29 protein-coding genes and 1 riboswitch are annotated in these 25,426 nt (G+C 41.3%); of the genes, 14 read left to right on the top strand and 15 right to left on the bottom strand.

Features of this window, described 5'->3' with window-relative positions; all coding sequences use genetic code 11:
• Positions 1-219: 219 nt before the first annotated feature.
• Positions 220-382, top strand: a riboswitch (FMN riboswitch).
• 105 nt (positions 383-487) lie between these two features.
• Entirely contained in the window at positions 488-1,147 is a 660-nt protein-coding gene (gene ribB, locus DPG01_RS05200) for a 3,4-dihydroxy-2-butanone-4-phosphate synthase (protein WP_110974380.1), read from the top strand.
• Between the two features lie 62 nt (positions 1,148-1,209).
• Here the strand turns inward: ribB and DPG01_RS05205 are convergent, their stop codons facing one another.
• Positions 1,210-1,824: a LysE family translocator gene (locus DPG01_RS05205; protein ID WP_110974381.1), complete on the bottom strand. Its 615-nt coding sequence runs from the start codon at positions 1,822-1,824 to the stop codon at positions 1,210-1,212.
• 84 nt (positions 1,825-1,908) lie between these two features.
• Positions 1,909-2,394, bottom strand: a complete 486-nt coding sequence (locus tag DPG01_RS05210) for a DUF1289 domain-containing protein (RefSeq protein ID WP_086208103.1) — start codon at positions 2,392-2,394, stop codon at positions 1,909-1,911.
• Between the two features lie 180 nt (positions 2,395-2,574).
• Between DPG01_RS05210 and DPG01_RS05215 the strand changes: the two genes are divergently transcribed.
• The 4 genes from DPG01_RS05215 to DPG01_RS05230 all read left to right on the top strand — a co-directional run bounded on the left by DPG01_RS05215 (position 2,575) and on the right by DPG01_RS05230 (position 5,150).
• Positions 2,575-3,507, top strand: a complete 933-nt coding sequence (locus DPG01_RS05215; RefSeq protein ID WP_110974382.1) for a rhodanese-related sulfurtransferase — start codon at positions 2,575-2,577, stop codon at positions 3,505-3,507.
• Between the two features lie 209 nt (positions 3,508-3,716).
• Positions 3,717-4,016 carry a hypothetical protein gene (locus DPG01_RS05220; protein WP_086208105.1) on the top strand — a complete coding sequence of 100 codons (300 nt, stop codon included), beginning with the start codon at positions 3,717-3,719 and terminating at the stop codon, positions 4,014-4,016.
• 80 nt (positions 4,017-4,096) lie between these two features.
• Positions 4,097-4,711: a DedA family protein gene (locus DPG01_RS05225; RefSeq protein ID WP_110974383.1), complete on the top strand. Its 615-nt coding sequence runs from the start codon at positions 4,097-4,099 to the stop codon at positions 4,709-4,711.
• A 22-nt stretch (positions 4,712-4,733) separates the two neighbouring features.
• Complete coding sequence (locus tag DPG01_RS05230; RefSeq protein WP_086208107.1) at positions 4,734-5,150, top strand: ABZJ_00895 family protein; 417 nt, start codon at positions 4,734-4,736, stop codon at positions 5,148-5,150.
• Positions 5,151-5,205: 55 nt separating this feature from the next.
• Here DPG01_RS05230 and DPG01_RS05235 read toward each other — a convergent pair whose 3' ends face one another.
• Entirely contained in the window at positions 5,206-5,430 is a 225-nt protein-coding gene (locus DPG01_RS05235; protein ID WP_086208108.1) for a DUF2798 domain-containing protein, read from the bottom strand.
• Between the two features lie 92 nt (positions 5,431-5,522).
• Here DPG01_RS05235 and DPG01_RS05240 point away from each other — a divergent pair, with 92 nt between their 5' ends.
• A complete protein-coding gene (locus DPG01_RS05240) occupies positions 5,523-6,404 on the top strand; it encodes a LysR family transcriptional regulator (RefSeq protein ID WP_110974384.1) in 882 nt (293 codons plus the stop codon).
• A gap of 49 nt (positions 6,405-6,453) precedes the next feature.
• Here DPG01_RS05240 and DPG01_RS05245 read toward each other — a convergent pair whose 3' ends face one another.
• Both DPG01_RS05245 and DPG01_RS05250 read right to left on the bottom strand, forming a co-directional pair.
• Positions 6,454-6,978, bottom strand: coding sequence for a YecA family protein (locus tag DPG01_RS05245; RefSeq protein ID WP_086208110.1), 525 nt, complete (start codon positions 6,976-6,978; stop codon positions 6,454-6,456).
• Positions 6,979-7,048: 70 nt separating this feature from the next.
• Positions 7,049-7,258, bottom strand: a complete 210-nt coding sequence (locus tag DPG01_RS05250; protein ID WP_004982817.1) for a PA3496 family putative envelope integrity protein — start codon at positions 7,256-7,258, stop codon at positions 7,049-7,051.
• A 434-nt stretch (positions 7,259-7,692) separates the two neighbouring features.
• On the opposite strand from DPG01_RS05250, the gene rpoD reads away from it, so the two are divergent.
• From rpoD to DPG01_RS05280, 6 genes are all read left to right on the top strand, one after another.
• Positions 7,693-9,579, top strand: coding sequence for an RNA polymerase sigma factor RpoD (gene rpoD, locus DPG01_RS05255; RefSeq protein ID WP_086208111.1), 1,887 nt, complete (start codon positions 7,693-7,695; stop codon positions 9,577-9,579).
• A 124-nt stretch (positions 9,580-9,703) separates the two neighbouring features.
• Complete coding sequence (locus tag DPG01_RS05260) at positions 9,704-9,991, top strand: YbeD family protein (protein ID WP_086208112.1); 288 nt, start codon at positions 9,704-9,706, stop codon at positions 9,989-9,991.
• A 162-nt stretch (positions 9,992-10,153) separates the two neighbouring features.
• On the top strand, positions 10,154-10,816 hold the full coding sequence (lipB, locus tag DPG01_RS05265) for a lipoyl(octanoyl) transferase LipB (RefSeq protein ID WP_110974385.1): 663 nt from the start codon (positions 10,154-10,156) through the stop codon (positions 10,814-10,816).
• 129 nt (positions 10,817-10,945) lie between these two features.
• Positions 10,946-11,425, top strand: coding sequence for a hypothetical protein (locus tag DPG01_RS05270; RefSeq protein ID WP_395579804.1), 480 nt, complete (start codon positions 10,946-10,948; stop codon positions 11,423-11,425).
• A gap of 1 nt (position 11,426) precedes the next feature.
• Positions 11,427-12,611, top strand: a complete 1,185-nt coding sequence (locus DPG01_RS05275; protein WP_087526362.1) for an iron-containing alcohol dehydrogenase — start codon at positions 11,427-11,429, stop codon at positions 12,609-12,611.
• Between the two features lie 264 nt (positions 12,612-12,875).
• Positions 12,876-14,270, top strand: coding sequence for an APC family permease (locus DPG01_RS05280; protein WP_110974386.1), 1,395 nt, complete (start codon positions 12,876-12,878; stop codon positions 14,268-14,270).
• A 66-nt stretch (positions 14,271-14,336) separates the two neighbouring features.
• Here DPG01_RS05280 and DPG01_RS05285 read toward each other — a convergent pair whose 3' ends face one another.
• Both DPG01_RS05285 and DPG01_RS05290 read right to left on the bottom strand, forming a co-directional pair.
• Positions 14,337-14,891, bottom strand: coding sequence for a flavodoxin family protein (locus DPG01_RS05285; RefSeq protein WP_110974387.1), 555 nt, complete (start codon positions 14,889-14,891; stop codon positions 14,337-14,339).
• Positions 14,892-14,986: 95 nt separating this feature from the next.
• Positions 14,987-15,709: an SDR family NAD(P)-dependent oxidoreductase gene (locus DPG01_RS05290; RefSeq protein WP_228156963.1), complete on the bottom strand. Its 723-nt coding sequence runs from the start codon at positions 15,707-15,709 to the stop codon at positions 14,987-14,989.
• Positions 15,710-15,885: 176 nt separating this feature from the next.
• Between DPG01_RS05290 and DPG01_RS05295 the strand changes: the two genes are divergently transcribed.
• Positions 15,886-16,272, top strand: a complete 387-nt coding sequence (locus tag DPG01_RS05295) for a winged helix-turn-helix transcriptional regulator (RefSeq protein ID WP_004695464.1) — start codon at positions 15,886-15,888, stop codon at positions 16,270-16,272.
• Between the two features lie 24 nt (positions 16,273-16,296).
• Here the strand turns inward: DPG01_RS05295 and DPG01_RS05300 are convergent, their stop codons facing one another.
• The 8 genes from DPG01_RS05300 to rplU all read right to left on the bottom strand — a co-directional run bounded on the left by DPG01_RS05300 (position 16,297) and on the right by rplU (position 23,962).
• A complete protein-coding gene (locus DPG01_RS05300) occupies positions 16,297-16,776 on the bottom strand; it encodes a tRNA (cytidine(34)-2'-O)-methyltransferase (RefSeq protein WP_110974389.1) in 480 nt (159 codons plus the stop codon).
• A gap of 32 nt (positions 16,777-16,808) precedes the next feature.
• The gene (gene cysG / locus DPG01_RS05305) at positions 16,809-18,185 is read right to left on the bottom strand and encodes a siroheme synthase CysG (RefSeq protein ID WP_110974390.1); all 1,377 of its coding nucleotides are present in this window, start codon (positions 18,183-18,185) and stop codon (positions 16,809-16,811) included.
• A gap of 76 nt (positions 18,186-18,261) precedes the next feature.
• Entirely contained in the window at positions 18,262-19,533 is a 1,272-nt protein-coding gene (gene serS / locus DPG01_RS05310) for a serine--tRNA ligase (RefSeq protein ID WP_110974391.1), read from the bottom strand.
• A 100-nt stretch (positions 19,534-19,633) separates the two neighbouring features.
• Positions 19,634-20,446, bottom strand: a complete 813-nt coding sequence (locus tag DPG01_RS05315) for an RsiV family protein (protein ID WP_110974392.1) — start codon at positions 20,444-20,446, stop codon at positions 19,634-19,636.
• A gap of 133 nt (positions 20,447-20,579) precedes the next feature.
• Positions 20,580-21,278 carry an outer membrane lipoprotein chaperone LolA gene (gene lolA, locus DPG01_RS05320; RefSeq protein ID WP_110974393.1) on the bottom strand — a complete coding sequence of 233 codons (699 nt, stop codon included), beginning with the start codon at positions 21,276-21,278 and terminating at the stop codon, positions 20,580-20,582.
• A gap of 219 nt (positions 21,279-21,497) precedes the next feature.
• Positions 21,498-23,195 carry a YadA-like family protein gene (locus tag DPG01_RS18880; protein WP_162622324.1) on the bottom strand — a complete coding sequence of 566 codons (1,698 nt, stop codon included), beginning with the start codon at positions 23,193-23,195 and terminating at the stop codon, positions 21,498-21,500.
• A 181-nt stretch (positions 23,196-23,376) separates the two neighbouring features.
• Positions 23,377-23,631: a 50S ribosomal protein L27 gene (gene rpmA, locus DPG01_RS05330; protein WP_086208124.1), complete on the bottom strand. Its 255-nt coding sequence runs from the start codon at positions 23,629-23,631 to the stop codon at positions 23,377-23,379.
• Positions 23,632-23,650: 19 nt separating this feature from the next.
• Positions 23,651-23,962, bottom strand: a complete 312-nt coding sequence (rplU, locus tag DPG01_RS05335) for a 50S ribosomal protein L21 (RefSeq protein ID WP_004695441.1) — start codon at positions 23,960-23,962, stop codon at positions 23,651-23,653.
• A 465-nt stretch (positions 23,963-24,427) separates the two neighbouring features.
• Here rplU and sdsA point away from each other — a divergent pair, with 465 nt between their 5' ends.
• Positions 24,428-25,405 carry an All-trans-nonaprenyl-diphosphate synthase gene (sdsA, locus tag DPG01_RS05340; protein WP_110974394.1) on the top strand — a complete coding sequence of 326 codons (978 nt, stop codon included), beginning with the start codon at positions 24,428-24,430 and terminating at the stop codon, positions 25,403-25,405.
• Positions 25,406-25,426 lie beyond the last annotated feature (21 nt).

The following is a 25,426-nucleotide window of genomic DNA, read 5'->3' on the forward strand; positions in this document are numbered from 1 at the left end:
TTCAATCTGTAGAAAACGTTTTATTCATGTTTATGGTTCTTCTCAAGTATTCATTTTTAAACATTAAACTCATACTAAGTGAAATCATACACAGAGAGTGTTGGTCTTTAGCAAACCAATAACATAAACAACCCTATAGCAAAAATTGTTCTATGTATAAAACTGATCATTCTAAAACTCCCCCTGTTTTTATAAATATTTAGCACTATAATAGAGTTACATCGCTTCAGGGCGGGGTGCAATTCCCCACCGGTGGTAAGTTCAGTTGAATGACTCAGACTGAATCAGCCCACGAGCCAGCCAAGCAGAAATCATCTGTTTGGCTCGCAGATTTGGTTCAATTCCAAAGCCGACGGTATAGTCCGGATGAAAGAAGACGACGTGACCAATAGAATCTCAGGTGCAAACCTGTGAGGATTTATTGCTACGCCAATTTTTCAAAGTCCTGAAATGTTCAACCGTACTTTAATTTTACGCGAGCGTTTCAATGTCTAGTTTGATTCAACCCGAAATTTTCTTTTCAGCCCTTTCTCCAGCTGAACAACGTATCCAACAAGCTTTAGAAGATATCCGCCAAGGTAAACCTGTTTTGGTGATGGATGACTTTGACCGTGAAAACGAAGCCGACCTCATTGTGGCTGCCGAAACTCTCACCGTCGAAACAATGGCACGTATGATTCGTGATGGTTCTGGCATTGTCTGTTTATGTCTGACCGATGAATTGGCCGATCACTTAGAGCTTGTGCCTATGGTGTCAGATAACTCGAGTCAGTTTAAAACAGCATTCACTGTAACCATTGAAGCTGCAACTGGCGTGACTACTGGTGTGTCTGCACAAGACCGCACTACCACAGTCAAAGCCGCGATTAAGGACGGGGCTATTGCCAGCGACTTAAACCGCCCCGGTCATGTATTCCCACTTCGTGCACGCCAAGGCGGTGTGCTCACCCGTCGTGGTCATACCGAAGGGACAATTGATTTAGCACGTTTAGCAGGCTTGAAGCCAGCAGGTGTCTTGTGTGAACTGACCAATGCCGATGGAACTATGGCCTCAGGCATTCAAGTGTTGGCTTATGCACAAACGCATAAGTTGACCATAATTACCATTGAAGAATTGGTGCAGTATCGCATTAAACACGGAGTCTAATTTTTAAGCTCACAATCAAAAAGCCTCCATATTGGAGGCTTTTTGATACAGTGCCATCAATATCAAGCAAAGACAGTATAAATACCATAGAGCGCAATGCTGACCAATATCGCGCCACAAACACCTAACAGCTTATTGTACAAAGCGGACTGCGAGAGTTTATTAAAACCCAAATAAACCAAAGACAAGGTGCTGAAGTCTAGAATAATCCAGAGAATGGTCAATAGTACAAGGCTGACATCGACATCGCTGGTAACCCCGATGAACTGTGGGAAAAATGAAGCAAAGAAAATAATATCTTTCGGATTGGAAATACCCACCAAGAAACCTTGCTTAAAACCTCCCTGTACCGCAGTTAACTGCACAGGTGTAGTATCAGGTTCTTGCGCAACAGCTTCTTTTAAAATTTGAAAGCCTAAATAGGCAATATATAAGCAGCCTAAAACTTTAATGGCATTTAGCCAATGCTCTGCAATATTTAAAAAGCCTTTTAAAATCAGCACTGACAAAACAATAAGGACTAAAGAGGCTAAGTTCGTCCCAAAAATGGTTTTTAAGGCTTGTTTATATCCACCTTTTAGACCCGCACTGGCAACCAGTAACATCACTGGGCCAGGTGTTGCAATCATGACCACCACAGCCATACAGTACAGCATGAGTTCAAATACATTTACCATCTAAAAACCCTTTCCCCCAGCCCACGCTCACATACTCTATTTCAGTGACATGAGTATTCTTTTTTATACAAAAACAAAGAGGACTTATTCGTCCTCTTCGGTATGGATGAGATGTTGCCGAATGGCATCAGCGCGTAAAAAAGCCAAATCATAACTGGCTGTCGCAAGGGCAAGAACACGGCGTTCAAATTCTTGCCAAAGTGGTTTCACTTGCTGTGCCTGAATACCTAAACCACTCTCTTCTGTAAAACTCTTATTCTTTTCACACACTTTCAAAGCATGATAAAGCTTACGTCCTTTTGATGCATCGGGACGCAAACGAACACGTTTGGATAAAACAAAAGCTTCGACCTGCTGTACATCTGCAAATGGCAACATCGGTACTAAAATTTGATCTAGTTGTGCATCTAAGCGTTGCCAAACTGAACTATGCTGCTCCGAAGTGTAGGTATTCCACTGAATTACCTCATGATTAAAACGACGGCAGCCACGACACACAGAATCACCAAATACCGTTGAACAACGCCCTGCACATGGGGTCAAAGAGGCAATTCGACGATCTGTACTCAAAACATACTCCTAATAAGCAATCTACCAAAACAAAATAGATTTTGTCTTCGGCAACTGAATATACACGCTCACCTACAACTTGAGAAGCCATTTAAAATGTTTACTTATCTCGCATCTTGATTGAATTCCATGTAAAATGTGGGCCTTAAAATTATCTATCAAAATACATTGGAGTACTCCATGAACGCTACTGTAGAACAGCTTGCACCTGTAGAACAGCAAGCGACGACTGGTTGGGTTGTTGCCGCACTTTATCAATTCAAAGAAGTTCAAGATCCTGCTGATCTGCAACAACGTCTTTTAGACTTGGTAAAAACCATCAACCTATGTGGTACTCTAATTGTTGCTGGCGAAGGTATTAACGGTACGGTTGCTGGTGATCGCGCTTCGATTAACACTATTCATCAATTCCTTCTAAATGAAGGTTTCAACGATATGGAATACAAAGAGTCTGACAGTGCAGACAAACCATTTCGTAAGATGAAAATCAAACTTAAAAAAGAAATCGTCACTTTAGGTGTGGAAGTTAAACCACGCGATTTAGTCGGTCACTACCTTGATCCGAAAGAGTGGAATGAACTGATTGCACGCGATGATGTCATTTTGGTCGATACCCGTAATGACTATGAATATAAAGCAGGAACGTTCAAAGGTGCCATTGACCCGAAAACGGAAACCTTCCGCGAATTCCCTGATTATGTAAAACAAAACTTAGAACAGCATAAAGATAAAAAAATTGCGATGTTCTGTACAGGCGGTATCCGCTGTGAAAAATCTACATCATTACTTCTTCAAGAAGGTTTCAACAAGGTTTACCATCTTAAAGGCGGGATCTTAAAGTACTTAGAAGAAACCCCTGCTGAGGAAAGCATGTGGGAAGGTGAATGTTTCGTATTTGATGGTCGTACAGCTGTCACACATGGTGTCGAAGAAGGTTTAAACATTAAATGCCATGCTTGTGGTTGGCCACTTCTTCCAGTAGAAGCTGAAGAAACCAGTTATGAACACGGCGTATCATGCAAATACTGCATTGATAAAACCACCGAAAAACAAAAAGAAGGCTTCCGTATGCGCCAGTCACAAATTGCAGCAGCAAAACGTAAACGCCTTTGATCATTTGCTCGCTTTATCCAAATAAGCCCTCGTTTGAGGGCTTATTTTTTTATATAGTTCACGTTTTTAAAATTATTTAACAATTTTGTCATGGCGTTCTGATAAATCTAATTCATACTGTACAAATAATAACCTAAAGTGGTGTACTAAAAGTCTCCACATAACAATAAAAATGACGTTCCTAAACGACGAAACATAGGATAATTGCTATGCATAAAATGATCCTTTCGCGCCATCGCGATCTAATTCGTAATGCTGCAGCCAACCGTATTGAACAATATCACCATACCAGTTTCAATCAGATTAAAGCCAAGCTTGAACAACGTACACATTTGTTTATTGTGGTTTTGGGCATGTTGATTGGTTCAAGTATCTCACTTGGGATTGGCTATCACTTAGACTCAACGATCTTCAATTATGGACTACTCATTCTTATTCCGATTGTATTCGCTTACACTTTACGCAAAGTATATATTCACACCCTGACACATACGCGTTTTGATGAATAGCAAAACAATACATTGCAAATCTTTACCCACATGCGATAAGTCCTTAAGATAACTTATCGCATTTATTTTTCACACATTTTATGAATCTCACCGAGTGGATCATCGCTATCATGGAACAATTGGGCTATGTCGGAATTGCCCTACTCATGTTCCTTGATAATGTCTTCCCGCCCATCCCATCCGAGATCATTATACCCTCTGCAGGTTACTCAGCATCTCAGGGGCAGCTCATTTTAACTGGGGTCATTATTGCAGGATGTATCGGTTCATTGCTTGCAGCAGCTCTACTGTATTGGGTTGGTTATCAGTTTAAACAAGACAGCATCTTTAGATGGGTTGACCGCTATGGAAAATACTTATTTATTAAATCCAGCGATGTCAAAAAATCTTTAGACTGGTTTGAACAATATGGACACCGTATTGTGTTCTTTGGTCGGATGATTCCTGCGTTACGTTCACTGATCAGTATACCCGCAGGGATGAGCCGTATGCCCTTTTGGAAGTTCATGTTTTATAGTGGACTCGGTACGATTATCTGGACAACATTTTTAGCAACAGTCGGTTATTACTTTGGTGAAAACCAAGCATTGATGCATCAAATTTTTAGTAAAGTCGGTTATGTGATTATTACCATTGTTGCTGTGCTTATTTCATGGATTCTATACCGCAAACATTTACGCAAAACTCGCAGTTAATTTTTTATTTTTGGGGAAATACATGAAACACTACTTACTGCACTTCGCCGCAGTATATAGCATTGCTTTAGTACTCTTAATCACAGTACTCATCTTTGGTTTAAACCTTGGTGGTTTTACCTTAATTCCAACCTTAGTAGCCTGTGCTTTGATCACTGTGGGACACTTCGTTAAAAAAGAAAAACGCGTTCCAAGTAATCATGAAAAGATTCAGCTGGTGTGGGGCTCAAGTGCTGTTGCCATTATCATTGGCAGTTTTTTTGTCCTATTCTTAGTTGTGATGAATCCCAATGCTGAAGCCATTATGAAATCTGTCGATAATGCTGGCATCGGACTCACAGCAGTAGTGATGTTGTGTATGGTCGCGATTCATGGTGCTATTTTCCATATTGCTTATGGATGGTATGCAACATTTTATGATCAAAAACATAACCATTAGGCTGAATAATGGACATAACCTATCGAAATAAAACTTGAGCATGTCCATTTTTAGACTACTTTTGTACACCCAAAACCTTTTGGCTGATTAACAATACAGGCCGTGCTAAAAGCATTACACAAATGAAAGCAGCAGGCCAAGCCATTAACCATGCATGTAACCAATGTTGGATAAAGTCGGTAATGAAGCCTAAATTTAGCCAAGTCACCCATAATGTCATCAAGAAAGACAATAGCATTGACATTAAAGCTGTATTAAGCAAGCGAAATCTGAGTGTCATATTTTTTTCCTCAATCAACGACTGAGAAATTGTGACTTAATTTCATATTTGATAGAATTGCTATAAATTAAAACATTAATTCCAAAAATGAAATGCTTGATGATCTTTCACTCTTTATTGCTATCGTTGCAGCAGGCAGCTTGAGTCAAGCCGCTAAAAATCAGTCTATTCCAACAGCAACATTAACCCGACGCCTACAACAGCTCGAAAAAACATTAGGATGTAAACTACTGCACCGCACAACACGAGGTATTCAACTTACCCATGAGGGACAAAGCTATTACGAAAGATGCCAACCCCTTATTTCTAGTTTGCAGCAAGCGACTCAAGAACTAAGCCATCATATTTTAGACCCTATTGGTCAAGTAAAATTATTAGCACCAATCAATCTCGCCAATACAATTCTTAAAGCTTTCTGGGCGAGTTTTTTACATAAATACCCAGATATCCGCTTAGAAATTTGTTTAGACAACAAAAAAGATCATCTTTTAAGTACGGGGGCAGATTTAGCTTTACGAATCGGTCAACAGCAAGATACTTCGTATATTCAAAAATATATTTGTAGTCTTCAAACGATGATTGTGGCCTCACCGCAATATCTTGCTCAAGCCCCAAATATTTATCATCCGAACGATTTAAAAATTCACAACTGGATCATCGCGCAACCATTATCCATTATAAAATTACAACGTAATCATGAACAAATAGAGTTCAAATTAGAAAATTTTAGAGCGCAGATTACAAATGAAATGCAGATTTGTACAGAATTAGCCTTACATGGCTTAGGCTTGTGCTATTTACCAGAAAATGTGTGTAAAGCGGAAATAGTGTCAGGACGCTTGATAAAAGTGTTACCTGAGTGGCAAACACCTGTTCGTGATATTTATGCAATATGGCCATCACAAAAATTACTACCAACGCGTGTTCGCGTGGTTGTGGAGGACTTGGTTGCATACATGGCGAATCTCGGATAGCACAACAAAGCGCTCGCTACCCGAGTTAAATATAAAATAAATGTTTAGCTTAATTTGGTGTGTGATACATCAAATAAAGTTCATTTAAGTTCTCTGGAATTTCTTCTGCAAGTTCATCCATTAACTGACCGTTACGACGGAAGGTTTCCATCTGCGGGTCTTCTTCATCAATCCCACTAAACACCATAATTGGTAAGGTAAGATCGACCAGCTGTTCTTCAAACTCAGGCGTGAACCAAGCATCTTCGTTTAAAAACATTGCATCAACAAAACCAACGCTCCAGTCGCCCAAGCTTGATTCTACATCTGCTTCTTCAATTTCAAAAGGAAACTCAATTCCCTCTTCATTGGCAAGGTTTTGACGAATAGACTCAAGCCAAGCTTTCACTTGCACGATGATCTCGGCAGGCACTTTCTTTTGATTATTATCAAAAAGTTCATCCAACCATTTTGCAAAAGTAGGACCAACTGCAATTGCACACAAAAAACCATGAGTCGCTGCAAAATCTAGACCATACTCATTTTGGTCACCATCTAGATATTCACTCAATAAGTCTAAATCTAAAGCACTCATTTCAAATCCAAATTCAGAAACTGATTAGGGCATTAGCATAGCATTTTCAGACACGATGCTACATCTGATTTTAGTCTTCTTCGTCGTCAAAATCGTCGTCATCGTCGATGTCGTAATCAAAATCTTTAAGCTCACGTTCCAAACGGCGCTGTGCAAGAAGGTCATCAATCAGGCGACGTTTTTCTAATGATTCTTTCGCACTAATTTTACTTGATGACTCATCAAAATTAACATCATCATCAGCGTAGTTATCATCTAGTTCAAAATCTGTAGAAGACACTAAAACTACCTCATAGTGAAAAAATGTGAAGGGTCTTAGGCGCTATTTATATGGGTTACAGAACCTTGTCAAGTTTTATTTGCATTTAGAGCAATTAATTCGATTTTTGCTCTTTATTTTTAAGCAATTTTTATGGCATGATATAATCCACCTTGCGTCTGTTTAGTTTTACGGCTTGTTTGTGCCGAATAAACGCCAAATATCCTTTATTTCATATTTGGGTTTTAAACTTAAGCGCGTGAGGGATGAACTTGAAAACAACAATTTCACCCCCATCTAAATTACTGAATTTATATTTTAATATTTTATCAGGTCGCACTTTTGCTGAATTATCCTGATGAAATAGACAGCTATTGACAGCTAAATTTATGAAGCAAATTGTGCTAAAATGCACGGTTTTCCACTGCCACAGATTCAACAAAGAGTAAGCAAAGATGAGCGATATGACTTCCCCTACTTCGCAAGTAGCGGCTCTGATTAGCCGAGGCAAAGAGCAAGGTTACCTAACTTACGCTGAGGTTAACGATCATCTCCCAGACTCGATTACTGAAAGCGAACAGATTGAAGACATTATTCAAATGCTTCAAGACGTGGGTATTCCTGTGCATGAGCGTGCACCTGAATCTGACGATGCAATGTTTGAAGGTGGTAATGAAGCTGCCGATGAAGTTGCTGAAGAAGAAGCCGCAGCTGTTCTCGCTTCTGTAGAAAATGAACCTGGTCGTACTACAGATCCAGTCCGCATGTATATGCGTGAAATGGGTACAGTTGAACTGTTAACGCGTGAAGGCGAAATCAGCATTGCTAAACGTATTGAAGAAGGCATTCGCGACGTTCTTCATTCGATTGCTTACTGGCCGAATGCGGTTGAAGTGGTATTACAAGAATACAAAGATTATGAAGCAGGCGAACGTCGCCTTGCAGACATCCTTTCTGGTTATTTAGATCCAGAAACAGATGAAGACATTCCAGAAGTCCTCGAAGAAGAGTCTGAGATTGATGACGAAGAAGAGTCTTCGAGCAAATCAACCAAAGATGTGAAACTGGATGATGACGAGGAAGAAGAAGAGTCTGAAGGTGATGATGATTCTGAAGGCGAGTCTGGCCCAGATCCTGAAATTGCAAAAGTTCGTTTTGACGAATTGGCAGCCGCTTGGAAAAATACCCAAGCGGTAATCGAAAAGCACGGTCGTTCAAGCAAACCAGCTGAAGATGCATTAGAAGCACTAGCAACTGTGTTTATGATGTTCAAATTTACACCTCGTTTATTTGACATCATTTCAGAAATGATTCGTGGTACGCATGAACAAATTCGTACCTCTGAACGTGAAGTAATGCGCTATGCAGTTCGCCGTGGTCGTATGGATCGCACGCAATTCCGCACATCTTTCCCAGGTCAAGAATCAAACTTTGCTTGGTTGGATGAACAAATTGCGAAAGCGTCGCCAGATCAAAAAGGCTATCTTGAAAAAGTACGTCCAGATGTTTTAGCGTTCCAACAAAAAATTGCAGACATTGAAAAAGATTTGGGCCTTGATGTTAAAGGCATCAAAGACATTTCAAAACGTATGGCTGTAGGCGAAGCAAAAGCACGCCGCGCGAAAAAAGAAATGGTAGAAGCGAACTTACGTTTGGTAATTTCGATTGCGAAAAAATATACCAACCGTGGCTTACAATTCTTGGACTTGATCCAAGAAGGTAACATCGGTTTGATGAAAGCGGTAGACAAGTTTGAATACCGTCGTGGTTATAAGTTCTCGACTTATGCAACGTGGTGGATTCGTCAGGCCATTACTCGTTCGATTGCCGACCAAGCGCGTACCATTCGTATTCCAGTACACATGATCGAAACCATTAACAAGATCAACCGTGTATCACGCCAACTTCTACAAGAAATGGGCCGTGAACCAACACCTGAAGAACTCGGTGAACGTCTGGAAATGGACGAAGTTAAAGTGCGTAAAGTGCTGAAAATTGCCAAAGAACCGATTTCAATGGAAACACCGATTGGCGATGATGAAGATTCGCATTTGGGTGACTTCATTGAGGACTCAAACATCACTTCACCTGTCGATGCTGCAACGTCTGAAGGCTTAAAAGAAGCGACACGTGAAGTACTTGAAAACTTGACTGAACGTGAAGCGAAAGTTCTAAAAATGCGTTTTGGTATCGACATGCCAACCGACCATACTTTAGAAGAAGTAGGTAAACAGTTTGATGTAACGCGTGAGCGTATCCGTCAGATTGAAGCGAAAGCATTACGTAAGCTTCGCCACCCTTCTCGCTCAGAACACTTACGTTCATTCTTGGAAAACGACTAATTTATATGGACGCGATGGAGACTTGAAATTTTATCAATTGTCTCCATTAAGTCTTTAAGCGCAACACCTAACGCCTGCACTTTCGCAGGCGTTTGAAATAAAGGGGGGACTGACGCTCATGACTATGTTAGACCGCACACCATCTCGTGAATTACAAGAACATCTTTGGGTATTTCCTATGGACTACCCAATTAAACTCATTGGCCTTGCTGGCGATGACTTACGTGTTGCTGTAGTTGAAATTTTAGTAAAACATTTTCCAGAGTTTGATGCTGAATCGGTTCAAACTCAGCCATCACGTACTGGTAAATATCACTCTTTGACTGCACAATTGCGTTTTGAAGAGTTAGAACAAGTGCATCAGTTATATGCAGATCTTGCAGCTTGTCCGTTAATTAAGACTGCACTGTAATTCAAATGATGTATCAATGAGACACGCTTACGAGCGTGTTTTTTTTGTGCCTATATTTTAATCTCAAGAATTCAACTTATTCACTAAAGAAATCCCCCTACACTATTGATCTTTTCTTTATAATTTAACCCATACTTTTTGTTTTATAAGGACGCAAGTGCCGTGTCGTCAGATGTCGTTCTCAAACCACAACTCATTATTCGTCAGTTTGATGGCCTAACTCCCTATGCTGACCGCTTTATTGAAATGAAGACATTGACTGAACAACGTGATGTGGATACGCCTGATGAACTTTGGATACTGCAACATCATGATGTTCTCACCCAAGGTCAAGCAGGAAAACCTGAACATATTTTGATGAACAGCAACATCCCTGTTGTTCAATCCGACCGTGGTGGTCAAGTGACATGGCATGGCCCCGGTCAATTGGTTGCCTATTTTATGTTTGACCTCAACCGTCTTGGCTGGAACGTCCGTACTTTAGTATCTTATGCTGAAAACTTAATGATTGAGTTACTCAAAAAATATGAGATTGAAGCCTACGCCAAAGCTGATGCACCTGGCGTCTACGTTGATGGACGTAAAATTGGCTCACTAGGTTTTAAAATACGTAAAGGCCGTAGTTATCACGGTTTATCCTTAAATATTGACTGCGATTTGTTCGGATTTCAGACCATCAATCCATGTGGTTATGCAGGTTTGGAAATGGTGCGTATCTCAGATCTCAAAACCGACTACCCACGTTTTGAAAACTTATGTGCCGATATTATTGAAACTTTAAAGCACAGCGGTTACTTTAAAGATATTCAAGTACAGCATGTATAAAGGCTTTGCTTTTCATGGAAAAATAAATTAGAGTATTTACTCTAAACTAATAATTATTTTTAGAAAGGACAGCGAGTGATTAACCTCAATTCAGTGAAACCCGCTCTGCAATTAACCTATGTCAAACTTATGATGGATGTGATTGGCCGAGGATTGGTCATGGCCAGCCAAGTCGATAGTGAAATTCAGCAAGAAGTTGCAAAATTTCCAGCCAATTTCACTCTATCTATGAATGTTTTTCCAAATGGGCCTGCTTTTTTAGCCAAAGTGACCGAAGACCATCAACTTGAACTGCTGACACCTGGCAGTCTAAAAGCAGATTTAACGATTACGTTTAAACATTTAAGTCATGCCTTTTTAGTATTTTCATTTCAAGAAAGTACAGCACAAGCATTTGCCCATGATCGTATGATCGCAGATGGCGATATTTCTTATGCAATTCGCCTCGTCCGCTGTCTAAATAAAATGGAATCCTTGATTTTGCCAAAAATGGTTGCAGAACTTGCAGTCAAAGAATACCCAACAGAACTGAGCTTAAAAGAAAAACTCACAGGCGCTGCAAATATTTACCTCAAAGTAGCCCAATCATATTTAAAACGGAGTGCATAACATGGCGAAGCCTTATTACGAATTTTTTTGTCCTGTAAAAGTGATCGCTGGTCATGCTGCTTTGGAACACATTCCGTTTGAACTGGCAACATTAGGGGCAACCCGACCTTTAATCATTACTGACAAAGGCGTACGTGCCAACAATTTACTGGCACCGATTGAAGCAGCTTTTGAATCTACCGATGCAGTGATTGGCGCAATTTTTGATGATGTTCCACCCGATTCAAGCTTAGAGACAGTACGTAAAGCGGCCAATTTATACCGTGAACACCAGTGTGATGCCATTATTGCTGTAGGTGGGGGTTCAGTGATTGATACCTCTAAAGCCACCAATATTTTGGTGTCTGAAGGTGGCGATGATTTACTCAAATACTCTGGGGCACACAACTTACCTAAGCCACTTAAACCCTTTTTTGTGATTCCAACCACGTCAGGCACAGGTTCTGAAGTTACCATGGTCGCGGTGGTGTCTGATCCAGAGAAAAATGTCAAACTACCTTTCGCATCGTACTATTTAATGCCACATGCTGCGATTCTTGATCCACGCATGACCCAAACCTTGCCACCACACCTAACCGCGATGACCGCAATGGATGCCATGACCCATGCTGTCGAAGCCTATACATGTATGGCACATAATCCAATTTCAGATGCCTATGCTACGGCTGCAATTAAGAAAGTCAGCAATCACTTATTTAATGTGCTGGATAATCCAAGCGATGCTAATGGCCGCTTAGAATTAGCTCAAGCCTCGACCATGGCAGGTATTGCATTTTCAAACTCAATGGTCGGTCTCGTTCACTCTCTAGGCCATGCTTTAGGTGCAGTTGCCCACTTACCGCATGGACTATGTATGAACCTGTTCCTTCCTTATGTGCTTGAGTTTAATAAAGAAGTGAATGGAGACAAGATTGCAGACCTCCTATTACCGCTTGCAGGGCCAGATATCTATGCGCAGACTCCTGCTCACTTACGTGCAGACAAAGCCATTAGTACATTACTCACGATGCGTGATCGCTTATTCACATTAACCAAATTACCGCGTACGTTGAGTGAAACAGGAAAAGTGACCTTAGAACAACTCGATGAGGTCGCAGAAAAAGCCCTCAACGATGGTTCAATTATTTACAACCCGAAAGAAGCCAGCTTAAAAGATTTAAAAGCAATTTTAGAAAAAGCTTGGTAATTGGCATAAAATCAGCCAATATAGCGACAATCTTAGCCTGATGCTTTTTTAAACATCGGGCTTTTATTTGCCATAAGGAATAATGCTATGCATAGACTTATTGGCATAAAAACTGCTAAAAAATCTGAAAAAGTTACTGACAAAAGATGCCAAATTAATGTAGATTGGCGCACTTTTGAAATTAAACATAGGGGGGATCGTTCGTCTCAAACGATCCTTATAAACATGACTGATCCTTGATCAACGATAAAGAGGATAACGCCGTTGACTAATATTTCTGGGACTCAATCGGCAGCTAAACTGCAAAAAACGCTAGGTCTCTGGCACATCATTATTATTGGTTTAGCTTATATTCAACCAATGACATTATTTGATACTTTCGGTTTAGTATCAGAAGAAAGTCATTATCATGTGCCGACGTCATACATCATTGCTTTAATCGCAATTTTATTCACGTCGATCAGTTATGGTCACATGATTCGTCGCTACCCTTCCTCGGGTTCAGCCTACACCTATGCACAAAAGTCCATCCATCCAAATGTTGGATTTATGGTGGGTTGGTCATCATGGTTAGACTATTTATTGTCTCCAATGGTCAACATCATTCTTGCTGTGATTTACCTAGAAGCCTTATTCCCTGATGTAAACCATTGGGTTTGGGTAGTAGGCTTAACTGCATTTATGACGGCGGTCAACTTACGCGGTGCACGCTTCGTTGCAAACTTTAATGGCTTAATCGTTTTGGTACAGTTAGCCGTTATCGCATACTTTACCTGGATGGTTTACAGCTTACTTGCAAGTGGCGTCAATGCTGATGGTACTTTGGTCAATGCGAAATATCAGTTATGGAGCTTAGAGCCATTTTGGAATGAACTTACTACACTGGGTCCTCTAATTACTGGTGCGACTTTACTGTGCTTCTCATTCACTGGTTTCGACTCACTTAGCTCACTTGCAGAAGAAACAAAAGATACCGAGAAAACTCTACCTAAAGCGATTTTCTTAACAGCACTCTTTGCAGGTGTGATCTTTATTATCAGCACCTACTTCATGCAGATTTACTTCCCGAACGATCCTAAGACGTACTTTGAAGATGTTGCTGCAACACAGCCTGACATTTTACAAGCCGTTGGTGGCGTGGCGTTTAAAACGGTGGTGTTGTACTTCGCAATTGTGACTGTTATGGCATCAGGTATTTCGGCACATGCAGGCGTTTCACGTTTAATGTATGTAATGGGCCGTGATGGCGTGATTAACAAGAAGATTTTTGGTCATATTAGTCCGAAAAGCTTCACACCATCTTATAACATTCTCATTGTAGGTGCTGTGGCATTAACCGCGGGCTTCATGGACTTGGACATCGTCATTTCGATGATCAGTTTCGGGGCTTTAACGGCATTTACCTTTGTAAACTTATCCGTGATTTCGCGTTATGCTCTGCGTGATGGTCGCACAAAGAATATTAAAGATATCTTGAGCTTTGTGGTCATTCCAATGTGTGGATTCCTCAGTATCTTTGCCATGTGGTTAGAGATTGAAGAAACTGCATTGAAATTCGGTTTGTGGTGGGCAATGTTTGGTATTTTATACTTAGGTTATAAAACCAAAGGCTTTAAGCAACCAGCACCACAACATAATGAATTTGATGATCATCCATAATCTCTCATTCAGAAAAGAAAAAGACGCCAAGTGCGTCTTTTTCTTTTTAAGGATATAGCTAAAAAACTAACCCTTAAATTGTTGAGTAATTTTGGCAATGCGTTGTGCATAAACTTTTGCAGTCTCTAAATCCCCTGCTGGGATCTCATCCACACTTGCATCTGAAGGCGTTTGCACCAATAAGCCGACAGAACCACCCAAGTTATTCACATCTTGACGGGTTGCAGCTTTGCTGTTGGCTGGCAATAAACCCAAGCTCACCCAAATACCACCATGCTGCGACGCAAGTGTTTGCAATTGGATTAAGGTCACTTGCTTATCCCCATTGAGGCTTGCACTATTGGTAAATCCACCAAAAATCTTATCTTGCCATGCGCGGGTAAACCATTTCTTTGAAGATGCATCAGCAAACTTTTTAAACTGCCACGGTGCAGTGCCCATATAAGTCGGTGCACCAAATACAATTGCATCAGATTGATCCAGTGTCAGCCAATCTTGCTCCTGAATGTCTCCATTTGGATCAATCTCTACCAGATTTGCACCAATTTCTTGCGCAAACGTTTGAGCAATCACTTTGGTATGACCATAACCTGAAAAATAAACAACAGAAATTTTCGACATTTTAGTTTCCTCTTTTAAACCACATCATTTGCATGGGCCAATCAATTGTGACATCGCACCATGTAAACCATTAAAAATAAATCATATGTAATATTTTAAACGCTTGCCTGATCAGGCTTAAGTTTCACATAACTTGCCACTTCAGCACTTAAACCTTGTTTAAGCTGTTGAGTCTTTTCCCCAACCAACACCTCATAAGCATTTTGCTGGATGCCGTGGAAAATTTCTTGAGCCACTGTTTCCGGTGCAATCTTCGGAATAGGTAATGAACGAGTCAGATCGGTATCAATAAAACCCACATGTACGCCCATCACCTGAATATTAAATTGAGACAACCACTGGCGACTTGAGTTGGTATAGGACCATGCTGCTGCTTTGGAAATAGCATAACTAGTCAAAACAGTGCTTGGCTCCCATGACACATCTGAGAGAATGTTGACCACATAAGCCTGTTGGCTCTTTTGCAAGATTGGAGCAAAAATTTGGGTCACTCGCATCAAACCCAATAAATTAGTTTCCAAAATCTTTTGCGTAGTTGTAATGATATTGGCGTCAACAGGATGCTCATTCAAAAGTGCAATGCCTGCATTATTCACAAGAATCGTGGTATCTGCACATTGTTCGGCAGCCTGCTGTATAGATCCCTCATCATTCACATCGAGTTGAATCGGGATTAACCCTTCTTCGTGAAAACTACCGATCTGACGCATCCCTACATAAATTTTTTTAGCGCCCTGATGACGAGCTCCCCGAGCGATGGCTAGTCCCAAGCCACGATTTCCACCCGTAATAAAAACAACCGCCTCTGAAACATTCATCCTATGATCCATCCAATTAGCCAGTATCTTGCGAAAGCATCGTCTAATGACAACGCTGCATTAAGTCTGTATTCATGATACACTTATGAAACCTAGTATCAATTAGTTACCACTTGGTAACTGGTCAAATTCACTGTTTCAGATGAAGATAGAACGTAAAAGGAACATATTTACAGATGAATAAACCCATGAAATTTAATATTTTTCATCCAGACTGCCCTGCTCGTCTTTTTTTTGAAAAATTTGCAGACAAGTGGATTTTATTGATTGTATATACGTTGGATCAAGAATCGCAGCACTTTAATGAGCTCAAGAAAAACGTTTTAGGTATTTCACCTAAAGTGCTTTCGCAAAAATTGAAGATATTAGAGCGCGATGGTTTTCTGACGCGAACCATTCATGAAGATAACGTGATACGAGTGGAGTATGCCTTAACTGAGATTGGCAAAGACTTTGCTCAAAATGCCTATCAAATGAAAGATTGGGTCGAAGCTAATATGCTTAAAGTTTTAAAATCCAGAGCGGGATTCGATCAAAAGCTAGAAAAAACAGAGCCTGCTTAAGCAGGCTCTGTCACAGCAATTTGATTAGGCTAAAGGCTTGAAACCCTGCTGACGCCATGCTTCATACACAATCACGGCGGTCGCATTGGATAAATTCAAACTACGCGAGTTTTCAGCCATAGGTAGACGAATCCAATGCTCTCGTGGAAATAACATACGAACCTGTTCAGGCAGACCACGTGTCTCAGGCCCCATGAGTAAAGCCACGGGTCGATTCAAATCCGAAGTATGTGGCGTTTCTGTTCCTTTCGTGGTTAAAGGATAAATCGCATTGATATCAACCCCTCTTTTTGCTAAATCTGCTAAACACTCATCGAATGTTTCCCAAATTTGCATGCGTGCCCACTCGTGATAGTCCAAACCCGCACGTTTGAGCTTTTTATCATCTAGTTCAAAGCCCAATGGTTTTACCAAATGTAGCTGCGCTCCAGTATTAGCACATAAACGAATGATATTTCCTGTGTTTGCAGGAATTTCAGGCTCGTATAAAACAACATGGATCACAGCTTTTCTCTACTTTTTCAATTTGGCAAAAGTTAATCTTGCCATTGTAATTGTTCACGCAAACTCACTACATCGCCAATGATGGTCAATGTAGGTGCTTGAATATGATGCTCTTCAACTTTAGATGCAATATCGGCCAAAGTACCTACTACGACTTTTTGCTCAGGCGTTGTTCCTTTCGAGATCAACGCAACTGGCATGTCTGGGCGTTGACCATGCGCAATCAGTTTTTCACAAATTTTTTCTAAACCAACCAAGCCCATGTACAATACAAGTGTTTGATTTTGATAAACCAACTCATCCCACGGTAATTCAGGTGAACCCTCTTTTAAGTGCCCCGTAAGGAAACGTACGCTTTGTGCATAATCACGATGGGTAAGTGGAATGCCTGCATAAGCGGAACAGCCTGAAGCTGCGGTAATCCCTGGAACCACTTGAAATGGTACACCCGAGGCAAAAAGTTCTTGAATTTCTTCGCCACCACGCCCAAAAATAAATGGATCACCACCTTTTAAACGACAAACACGCTGACCTTTCGAAGCATATTCCACCAACAAGGCATTGATACCTTCTTGTGGCACAGCATGGTTAGATCGCGCTTTACCCACATAAATCTTAGTTGCATCACGGCGGCAAAGTTCCATAATCGCAGGGGAAACCAAACGATCATAGATCACCACATCAGCTTGTTGCATCAAACGCAAAGCCTTGAGGGTCAGCAGCTCAGGATCGCCAGGACCTGCACCCACCAAATACACCTCACCTTTTGGTGTTTTCCACTCTGCCAACGCTTGTTCGATTAAACGGTCTGCTTCAGCAAGGTTGTCATGAAAAACCTGTTCTTTCAGCGGACTTGCATATAAGTCTTCCCAAAAAACACGGCGCTCATCAGGACTGGAAATTTTCGCTTTCACCGCTGCACGCCATTTTCCTGAAAACTCAGCCAACTTGCCCATCCCATGTGGAATACTGGTTTCAAGCTGGGTACGAATTTGGCGAGATAAAACAGGAGATGTCCCATTGCTGGCAACTGAAATCACCAAAGGGGAACGATCGACAATGGCTGGAACCATAAAACGACAATGCGGTGGATCATCAACACTGTTGACCAGTATTTTTAGCGCTTCACAGTCCTCAAAGACTTGAGTATTCACCGCATAATCATCTGTTGCAGCAATCACTAAACGATAGTCATTGAGTTGAATCTGCGCAGGATATAGCGCTTGGATATATTGCCCTTGGCTTTCTTCAACCAGTTGCAATAAATTTGCATCAATAGCAGGAGCGATGATATGAATCACCGCGCCTGCTTTATGTAACAACACTGCCTTACGGTAAGCAATATGCCCACCACCGACAATCAGACAAGGTTGCTGCTGCAACTTTAAAGAGATTGGAAAAATATCCACACACGACCTCAATGAGTTTTATCTGACTGTCTTAAAGCAATTATTGTGCACAAAATGGTGCAGTACATCGACTTTATTAGTCAATGTACTCAGCACCGCCCATATATGGACGAAGCACGGTCGGAATTTCAATCGAACCATCAGCACGTTGGTAGTTTTCCATGACCGCAAGTAAAGTACGACCCACAGCCAAACCTGAACCATTCAGCGTATGGACAAACTCAGTTTTCTTTTGGTCTGCACGATAGCGTGCTTTCATACGACGCGCTTGGAAGTCACCCATGTTTGAACATGAAGAAATTTCGCGATACGTATTTTGGCTTGGCACCCAAACTTCAAGATCGTAAGTTTTAGTTGCACCAAAGCCCATATCACCACCACAAAGAATGATCTTACGGTATGGCAAACCTAGTGCTTTCAAGATCCCTTCAGCATGACCTGTAAGCTCTTCAAGTGCTTGCATTGAGTCTTCAGGTTTAACAATTTGCACCATTTCTACTTTGTCGAATTGGTGCTGACGAATCAAACCACGTGTATCACGCCCATACGAACCCGCTTCACTACGGAAACATGGGGTATGTGCTGCATATTTCAGTGGTAAACGATCTGCATCAATGATTTCATCACGCACGAAGTTAGTTACAGGCACTTCCGCAGTTGGAATGAGGTAATACTCTTTTTCACCTTGTAATTTGAACAAATCTTCTTCAAATTTAGGCAATTGGCCTGTACCACGGAGTGAGTCAGCATTGACTAAATACGGCACATACGCTTCGGTATAACCATTTTCCAAGGTATGCGTATTCAACATAAACTGGGTAATCGCACGTTGTAGACGTGCAAGTGGCCCTTTAAGCACACTGAAACGAGAACCTGTCAATTTGGTCGCTGTTTCAAACTCAAGACCGCCCATCCACTCACCTAAGTCAGTGTGATCTTTAATTTCGAAGTCAAACGTACGTGGCGTACCCCATGTGAGGATTTCCACGTTATCACTTTCGTCTTTTCCTTCTGGAACAGACTCATCTGGCAAGTTTGGAATGCTAAGTGATTTCGCTTCAAGTTCAGCTTGTAATTCAGACAAAGCCACTTCCGCCGCTTTGATTTCATCACCAATTGCTGACATGCGCGCCATAATTTCAGATGCATCGCCACCAGCTTTCTTAATTTGGCCAACTTGTTTTGCACCCGAATTACGTTCTGCCTGAAGAGATTCAGTTTTGGATTGAATCTCTTTACGGCGAGCTTCTAGTGATGCCCATTCTTCAACATTCAGTTGTACACCACGTTTTGCTAAGGCTAAATTTACAGCCTCAATATTATTTCTGAGTAATTTCGGGTCGATCATAGCCAATCTTTTGCAAAGAAAAAAACTGGCTATAGTGTAAGCGCTTCAAGCCAAAAAATACAGTCACGCGATCACTAGCTGTGGCTTATTACAGCAATTTTCATGGCTTTTCTTTACCCGCTTTTTCTCGCTCAGCGGCATAATCGACAAAACTTGGTAAATATTCCGACTTAATTAAGCCGCTGGCTTGTGGATACGGTAAAACCAATTCAGACATCCCTTCTGCATAAGAGGCTAATTCATATAAGGGATAAACAAAGACAATACCCTTAGCACTCATATAATAATTGTCCGTTAGCTTCAATTGCTCGCGTGAAATATTATGCTCGGACAACCACATGCTGTTGGCACTATACAATGCATCTAATAGTTTAGACTCGGTCTTCTCCACCACAATATCACTCAGTGCAACCCGTTTTCGAGTTGCTAAATCTAAAGTAATGTATTCGTTATGATACATACCGTGCGCTGCACGTGCTGGATAGTAATAATCCATCAAAACAAAATCTGCATATTTGCCACGCTGTGCCACATAACGGACATCCGACAAAGTTTCACTAAGCATACTTTCGTCTGGCTGCTTTACTGACTGCTTGGTTTTTTCAAATGCCACAGGATTGGCTTTTTTCATCCGTTCATCAAAATACTCATTGATCCACGGAACATTGGTTTCCAAACTGTACAACTGGTATTGGGTACAACCTTCTTCATCACAAGCAATAGAATGCGCCAATGGTAATGGTCTAACTTTTGCCTCAATCAGCGGTAAGCTCTGTGCAACTTTAGCTGGCTTAGCGGTCTCTTCACTTTTTGCCGCAGCACTGTCATTTTGTGGCTGACAAGCACTGAGTAAACCCACACATAGCACCACAGCAAAGACTGATCGCATTTTATTGTTATGAAGTGATGTCATTACTTTTCCTCAGTCATATATTCATTTATCAAAGACTATACAAAGCACAGGAAAAAATTCCCACCACGTTATGTAACTGGACTACATCCCATAAAAAAACCACCCAAAGGTGGTTTTCACGGACTGTTCAACATTATTGATCAATAATGTCGGTGCCTTTAGGCGGTGTAAAATTAAAGGTTGAAGCTGGAATGCTGGCATTGACTTTGGTGTTATTAAACCGCACATAAGTCGTTTGCCCCAAAGAGTCTTCCAAGATCATTAGCGTTGGTGCGCTTTTTGCACCAAAACTGATCGTCAAGCTTTGAAATGCACCATCATCACTCTTTGGATATAAGGTATAGTAGGTTTTGCTCTTATTTGGTTGAGTAATACGATACGACTTACGGATTTGCTCGGTATTCCCTGACAATAATAGTGCAGGTGTATTCGCCACCTGTTCATCTAAAGTCTGACGAACTGCTTGCTGTAAATCTGGATCATAAATCCAAACCGTTTTACCCGAGGTTACAATCGTTTGTTTCGCAGGACTGGTGGTTTCCCAATAGAATCTCCCAGGACGCTCAACTTTCATCACCCCTTTAAAGGTCTGATTCATGTGCTGAGCAGATAAACCTTGTTTCTTCGGCGCCTTAGATGCATTCGTCACTTTAGTGGTTTGCTCAAAATTAGAGCTGATACTTTGAATACCACTCAACTGCTTGACTAAACTCGTCGTCGCTTGTTGCTCCGATGCTGCAACCGAAGCTGCAAATACTGTACTGCTCATAACAGGGCCCAGCGCTACCACGCCTACTGTCATCGCACATAAAGTCTTACGAAGCATTTTCATAATTTCACCTTTTATAATTTGCGCAGCCGCAATTTGTTAGATGAGCTATCTTAAATCAAATTTTATGGCTAATAATTGAGAATATAAGAAGATTTGTATATTTATTGGTGCTTAGTGTTGTGAAATATCCATCATGATGGAGAACTTAGTTGTATTTTAGACATTAAAAAGCCTCTGAATAAGCAGAGGCTTTTTAGCTTAAATCAAGATCAATCATTGTTATTTCCATTGCCAACCAATTGCAGCACCTGCGCCGAAGTCACCTTCACTATTGGTTGTCACTGCGACTTTGTACACATATTTATTGTTTTCGGTCACACCACTAAGACCGAAAGCATAGCCTTGTTCACCTTCCCAAGTCCCCACACCAGCACTCAACATATTGTAACCTGCATCTGTCGGTTGCGGTAAAGATGCTATCGCAATACTTGATGCAACTGCTGCATAGGTTCGATCCTCAAGTTTTCGCATGTCTCGATTCAAAGCATTTACACGACTATCAGTATATGCATTCGCTTGATTGAGAGTTTGCTCCCCTACTTGGTTCACGTAGGTTTTTGCTTCATTAAGGATGTAGGTATCCGCTGCATCCATCACCTCTTTTGTTATGCCATTTGTGCCATCTACACCTTTAAGGCTAGCCAACCATTGGGTTACAGTTCCATCAAAACCATCCCCAACAGCAACTTGATAGGCACTAAACCCCGAAGCACCAGTCATACCCGTGTTACCTGTATCACCTTTTAAGCTGGCAAGCCACTCGGTAATTGTGCCATCAAAACCATTTACTTGCGCAACTTGGTAAGCACTGTAACCCATTGCGCCTGTTGTACCAGTATCTCCTTTCACACCTTGCATCCCAGTCGCACCTGTTGCACCAGTGTCACCTTTCACACCTTGGATGCCTTGTTCACCCTGTAAGCCTTGGAGACCCTGTTCACCTTGCATCCCAGTTGCACCTGTCGTTCCAGTATCACCTTTCACACCTTGGATGCCTTGTTCACCCTGTAAGCCTTGAAGACCCTGTTCACCTTGCATCCCAGTCGCGCCTGTTGCCCCAGTATCACCTTTCACACCTTGGATACCTTGTTCGCCCTGTAAGCCCTGAAGACCCTGTTCACCTTGCATCCCAGTCGCACCTGTTGCACCAGTGTCACCTTTCACACCTTGGATGCCTTGTTCACCCTGTAAGCCTTGGAGGCCTTGTTCACCTTGCATCCCAGTTGCACCTGTCGCTCCAGTATCACCTTTCACACCTTGGATGCCTTGTTCGCCCTGTAAGCCTTGGAGACCCTGTTCACCTTGCGCTCCAGTTGCGCCTGTTGCCCCAGTATCACCTTTCACACCTTGGATACCTTGTGCGCCTGTAGCTCCAGTATCACCCTGTAGACTTTCAAGCCATTGTGTTTCACTACCTTCAAATCCATTATTGACAGCAACTTGATAAGCGCTTGCACCATTTTGTCCATCAAGACCGTCAGCCCCATTGATACCATCTTTACCATTAAGACCATCTATACCATCCGCTCCTTGCAAGCTTAATAACCATTCTTGCTCAGTTCCTACAAATCCATTATTTAAAGCAATTTGATAGGCACTATCTCCATCTTGACCATCTGCACCCGCAGGCCCAGCAGGTCCAACCTGACCACCACAATAGTCATTCTTAAAATAGCAATTATTTTCACTCCCACCGGCCCACACACCATGTGCTGTAATGAGCATCGCACCCAACAAAACTGCTTTTAAAGTGAATTTTTCTCGATGAAAATCATGATGAAATAAAAAACAACGTCGCTGAATAATGTCTTTTACTGCGGCACTGATATGGCTTTGCTCTTGTTTGAACTTATGCCCAAGGGTTTCTGCCATATGGCTGCCTGAATCAGGCCAGACATTTTTATCTATTCTGTCCATATCTATCTGCCTTTTCTTCTAGTTTTACAGTTCTATTACACGCTTATTTTATGTGATACACATCACTATTTACTGTGATTTTGAGACTTAAATTATAGGCAAGCAGAAGTAAAAAACAGATCCTTGTTATTAAAAGACAAAAAAAAGCCCACTAAATTGTGGGCTTTTTTACTATTAAAACTTACGCTTCAACAGTTACGTAGCGACGGCCAAATTGACCTTTCACTTCGAATTTAACTACGCCATCAGCAGTAGCAAACAAAGTATGGTCACGGCCCATACCTACGTTTGTACCAGCGTGGAATTCTGTACCACGTTGACGAACGATGATGTTACCAGCAGTTACAGTTTGACCACCGTAAACTTTAACACCAAGCATTTTAGGGTTCGAATCACGACCGTTCTTAGTCGAACCACCGGCTTTTTTAGTTGCCATGTCTCATTACTCCTCGTGATTAGCCTGAAATAGCTGTAATTTTCAACTCAGTGAACCATTGACGGTGACCTTGTTGTTTACGGTAGTGTTTACGACGACGCATTTTTACAATACGGATTTTGTCGTGACGACCATGGCTAACTACTTCAGCAGTTACAGTCGCACCAGCAACAACTGGAGCACCGATTTGAATGCTGTCGCCATTTACTAGCATTAGTACGTCATCAAACGTAATAGTTGCGCCAGTTTCAGCTTTCAACAATTCAACTTTAAGGGTTTCACCCTCTACAACACGGTGCTGTTTACCACCGCTTTGGATTACTGCGTACATAATGTACTCCAAACATGCCCGTGTCGTCGTGCCGATAAAGGAATATACCGATCTTAATACGAACGCCACTGGGGTTAATCAAGGGCAAGGATTTTAAGTGATATTTGATCAAACAACAAGAGATTTGCCAAACTTATTCGACTAAATTAACGATTATTTAATAATCGGGAAAAACTCAATCAACAAATTACAGTTCAACTCTGGCTAGAGTTTGCTTACAATGAAATAGATTTTTAAAATCAATTCGCTATAGTATGAAGGAATTGATTCGAAGGTATAAATAGACGTACAAATACGGTACGCTTATACATCGGGGAAATAAGGAACTGTCTTTCTAAAATATAGCCTCGCACAATGCTAGCCTTATTTATGATTGAAATGAATGATTTAGACATGTGTCCTTATTTTAAACCATAATTGTATTGCTGATTTTTATCACTTTATATAGATGAGGCTTCTCTTCAAATGACCGTCGATTTTAAGCAAGATATTCTCGCCCCAGTAGCTCAAGACTTTGCCATGATGGACACATTTATTAATGAAGGAATTACCTCTAAAGTGGCTCTAGTCATGGCAGTGAGTAAACATGTGGTTGAAGCAGGTGGTAAACGCATGCGTCCAATTATGTGTTTATTAGCAGCAAAAGCCTGTGGTGCAGAAGATTTAGAACGTCAACGTAAACTTGCTGCAATCATTGAAATGCTTCATACCGCAACTCTAGTTCATGACGATGTGGTGGACGAGTCTGGTTTACGTCGTGGTCGACCAACAGCGAACGCGACTTGGAACAATCAGACTGCAGTTCTGGTTGGTGACTTTCTCATTTCACGTGCCTTTGATCTGTTGGTCGATTTGGGCGACATGACTTTACTCAAAGATTTTTCTACAGGAACCTGTGAAATTGCGGAAGGTGAAGTACTACAACTTCAAGCCCAGCATCAGCCTGAAACCACAGAACAAACTTATTTAGATATTATTCACGGTAAAACGTCACGTTTATTTGAACTGGCAACTGAAGGTGCTGCTATTCTTTCAGGTACGCCACAGTATCGAGAAGCACTGCGTTTATTCGCAGGTCACTTCGGCAATGCCTTCCAAATTATTGATGATATTTTAGATTACACCTCAGATGCTGAAACATTAGGTAAAAATATTGGTGATGATTTGATGGAAGGTAAACCAACTTTACCTTTAATCTCAGCATTGAAAAACACAACGGGCGCAGAGCATGATGTCGTTCGTAGAAGTATTGCCACAGGTGGAACGGCAGATCTTGAACAAGTCATTGCAATTGTGAACAATTCTGGTGCACTGGACTATTGTCGTCAGCGTGCGCACGAAGAAACCGAAGCTGCTTTAGACGCTTTACAGGCTTTACCTGACAGCCAATATCGTCAAGCTTTGGTTAATCTAACCCAACTGGCTTTACATCGAATTCAATAACAAATCATGCTTTAGAACGTT

The organism is Acinetobacter sp. WCHAc060042 (assembly GCF_003231195.1).
Lineage (GTDB): Bacteria > Pseudomonadota > Gammaproteobacteria > Pseudomonadales > Moraxellaceae > Acinetobacter.

Bases quoted from the DNA above. Each gene is read 5' to 3' on its own strand.
- ribB (WP_110974380.1), top strand. From the start codon at position 488: ATGTCTAGTTTGATTCAACCCGAAATTTTCTTTTCAGCCCTTTCTCCA.
- DPG01_RS05205 (WP_110974381.1), bottom strand. From the start codon at position 1,824: ATGGTAAATGTATTTGAACTCATGCTGTACTGTATGGCTGTGGTGGTC.
- DPG01_RS05215 (WP_110974382.1), top strand. From the start codon at position 2,575: ATGAACGCTACTGTAGAACAGCTTGCACCTGTAGAACAGCAAGCGACG.
- DPG01_RS05220 (WP_086208105.1), top strand. From the start codon at position 3,717: ATGCATAAAATGATCCTTTCGCGCCATCGCGATCTAATTCGTAATGCT.
- DPG01_RS05225 (WP_110974383.1), top strand. From the start codon at position 4,097: ATGAATCTCACCGAGTGGATCATCGCTATCATGGAACAATTGGGCTAT.
- DPG01_RS05230 (WP_086208107.1), top strand. From the start codon at position 4,734: ATGAAACACTACTTACTGCACTTCGCCGCAGTATATAGCATTGCTTTA.
- DPG01_RS05235 (WP_086208108.1), bottom strand. From the start codon at position 5,430: ATGACACTCAGATTTCGCTTGCTTAATACAGCTTTAATGTCAATGCTA.
- DPG01_RS05240 (WP_110974384.1), top strand. From the start codon at position 5,523: ATGCTTGATGATCTTTCACTCTTTATTGCTATCGTTGCAGCAGGCAGC.
- DPG01_RS05245 (WP_086208110.1), bottom strand. From the start codon at position 6,978: ATGAGTGCTTTAGATTTAGACTTATTGAGTGAATATCTAGATGGTGAC.
- rpoD (WP_086208111.1), top strand. From the start codon at position 7,693: ATGAGCGATATGACTTCCCCTACTTCGCAAGTAGCGGCTCTGATTAGC.
- DPG01_RS05260 (WP_086208112.1), top strand. From the start codon at position 9,704: ATGTTAGACCGCACACCATCTCGTGAATTACAAGAACATCTTTGGGTA.
- DPG01_RS05270 (WP_395579804.1), top strand. From the start codon at position 10,946: ATGATGGATGTGATTGGCCGAGGATTGGTCATGGCCAGCCAAGTCGAT.
- DPG01_RS05275 (WP_087526362.1), top strand. From the start codon at position 11,427: ATGGCGAAGCCTTATTACGAATTTTTTTGTCCTGTAAAAGTGATCGCT.
- DPG01_RS05285 (WP_110974387.1), bottom strand. From the start codon at position 14,891: ATGTCGAAAATTTCTGTTGTTTATTTTTCAGGTTATGGTCATACCAAA.
- DPG01_RS05290 (WP_228156963.1), bottom strand. From the start codon at position 15,709: ATGAATGTTTCAGAGGCGGTTGTTTTTATTACGGGTGGAAATCGTGGC.
- DPG01_RS05295 (WP_004695464.1), top strand. From the start codon at position 15,886: ATGAATAAACCCATGAAATTTAATATTTTTCATCCAGACTGCCCTGCT.
- serS (WP_110974391.1), bottom strand. From the start codon at position 19,533: ATGATCGACCCGAAATTACTCAGAAATAATATTGAGGCTGTAAATTTA.
- DPG01_RS05315 (WP_110974392.1), bottom strand. From the start codon at position 20,446: ATGACATCACTTCATAACAATAAAATGCGATCAGTCTTTGCTGTGGTG.
- lolA (WP_110974393.1), bottom strand. From the start codon at position 21,278: ATGAAAATGCTTCGTAAGACTTTATGTGCGATGACAGTAGGCGTGGTA.
- DPG01_RS18880 (WP_162622324.1), bottom strand. From the start codon at position 23,195: ATGGACAGAATAGATAAAAATGTCTGGCCTGATTCAGGCAGCCATATG.
- rpmA (WP_086208124.1), bottom strand. From the start codon at position 23,631: ATGGCAACTAAAAAAGCCGGTGGTTCGACTAAGAACGGTCGTGATTCG.
- rplU (WP_004695441.1), bottom strand. From the start codon at position 23,962: ATGTACGCAGTAATCCAAAGCGGTGGTAAACAGCACCGTGTTGTAGAG.
- sdsA (WP_110974394.1), top strand. From the start codon at position 24,428: ATGACCGTCGATTTTAAGCAAGATATTCTCGCCCCAGTAGCTCAAGAC.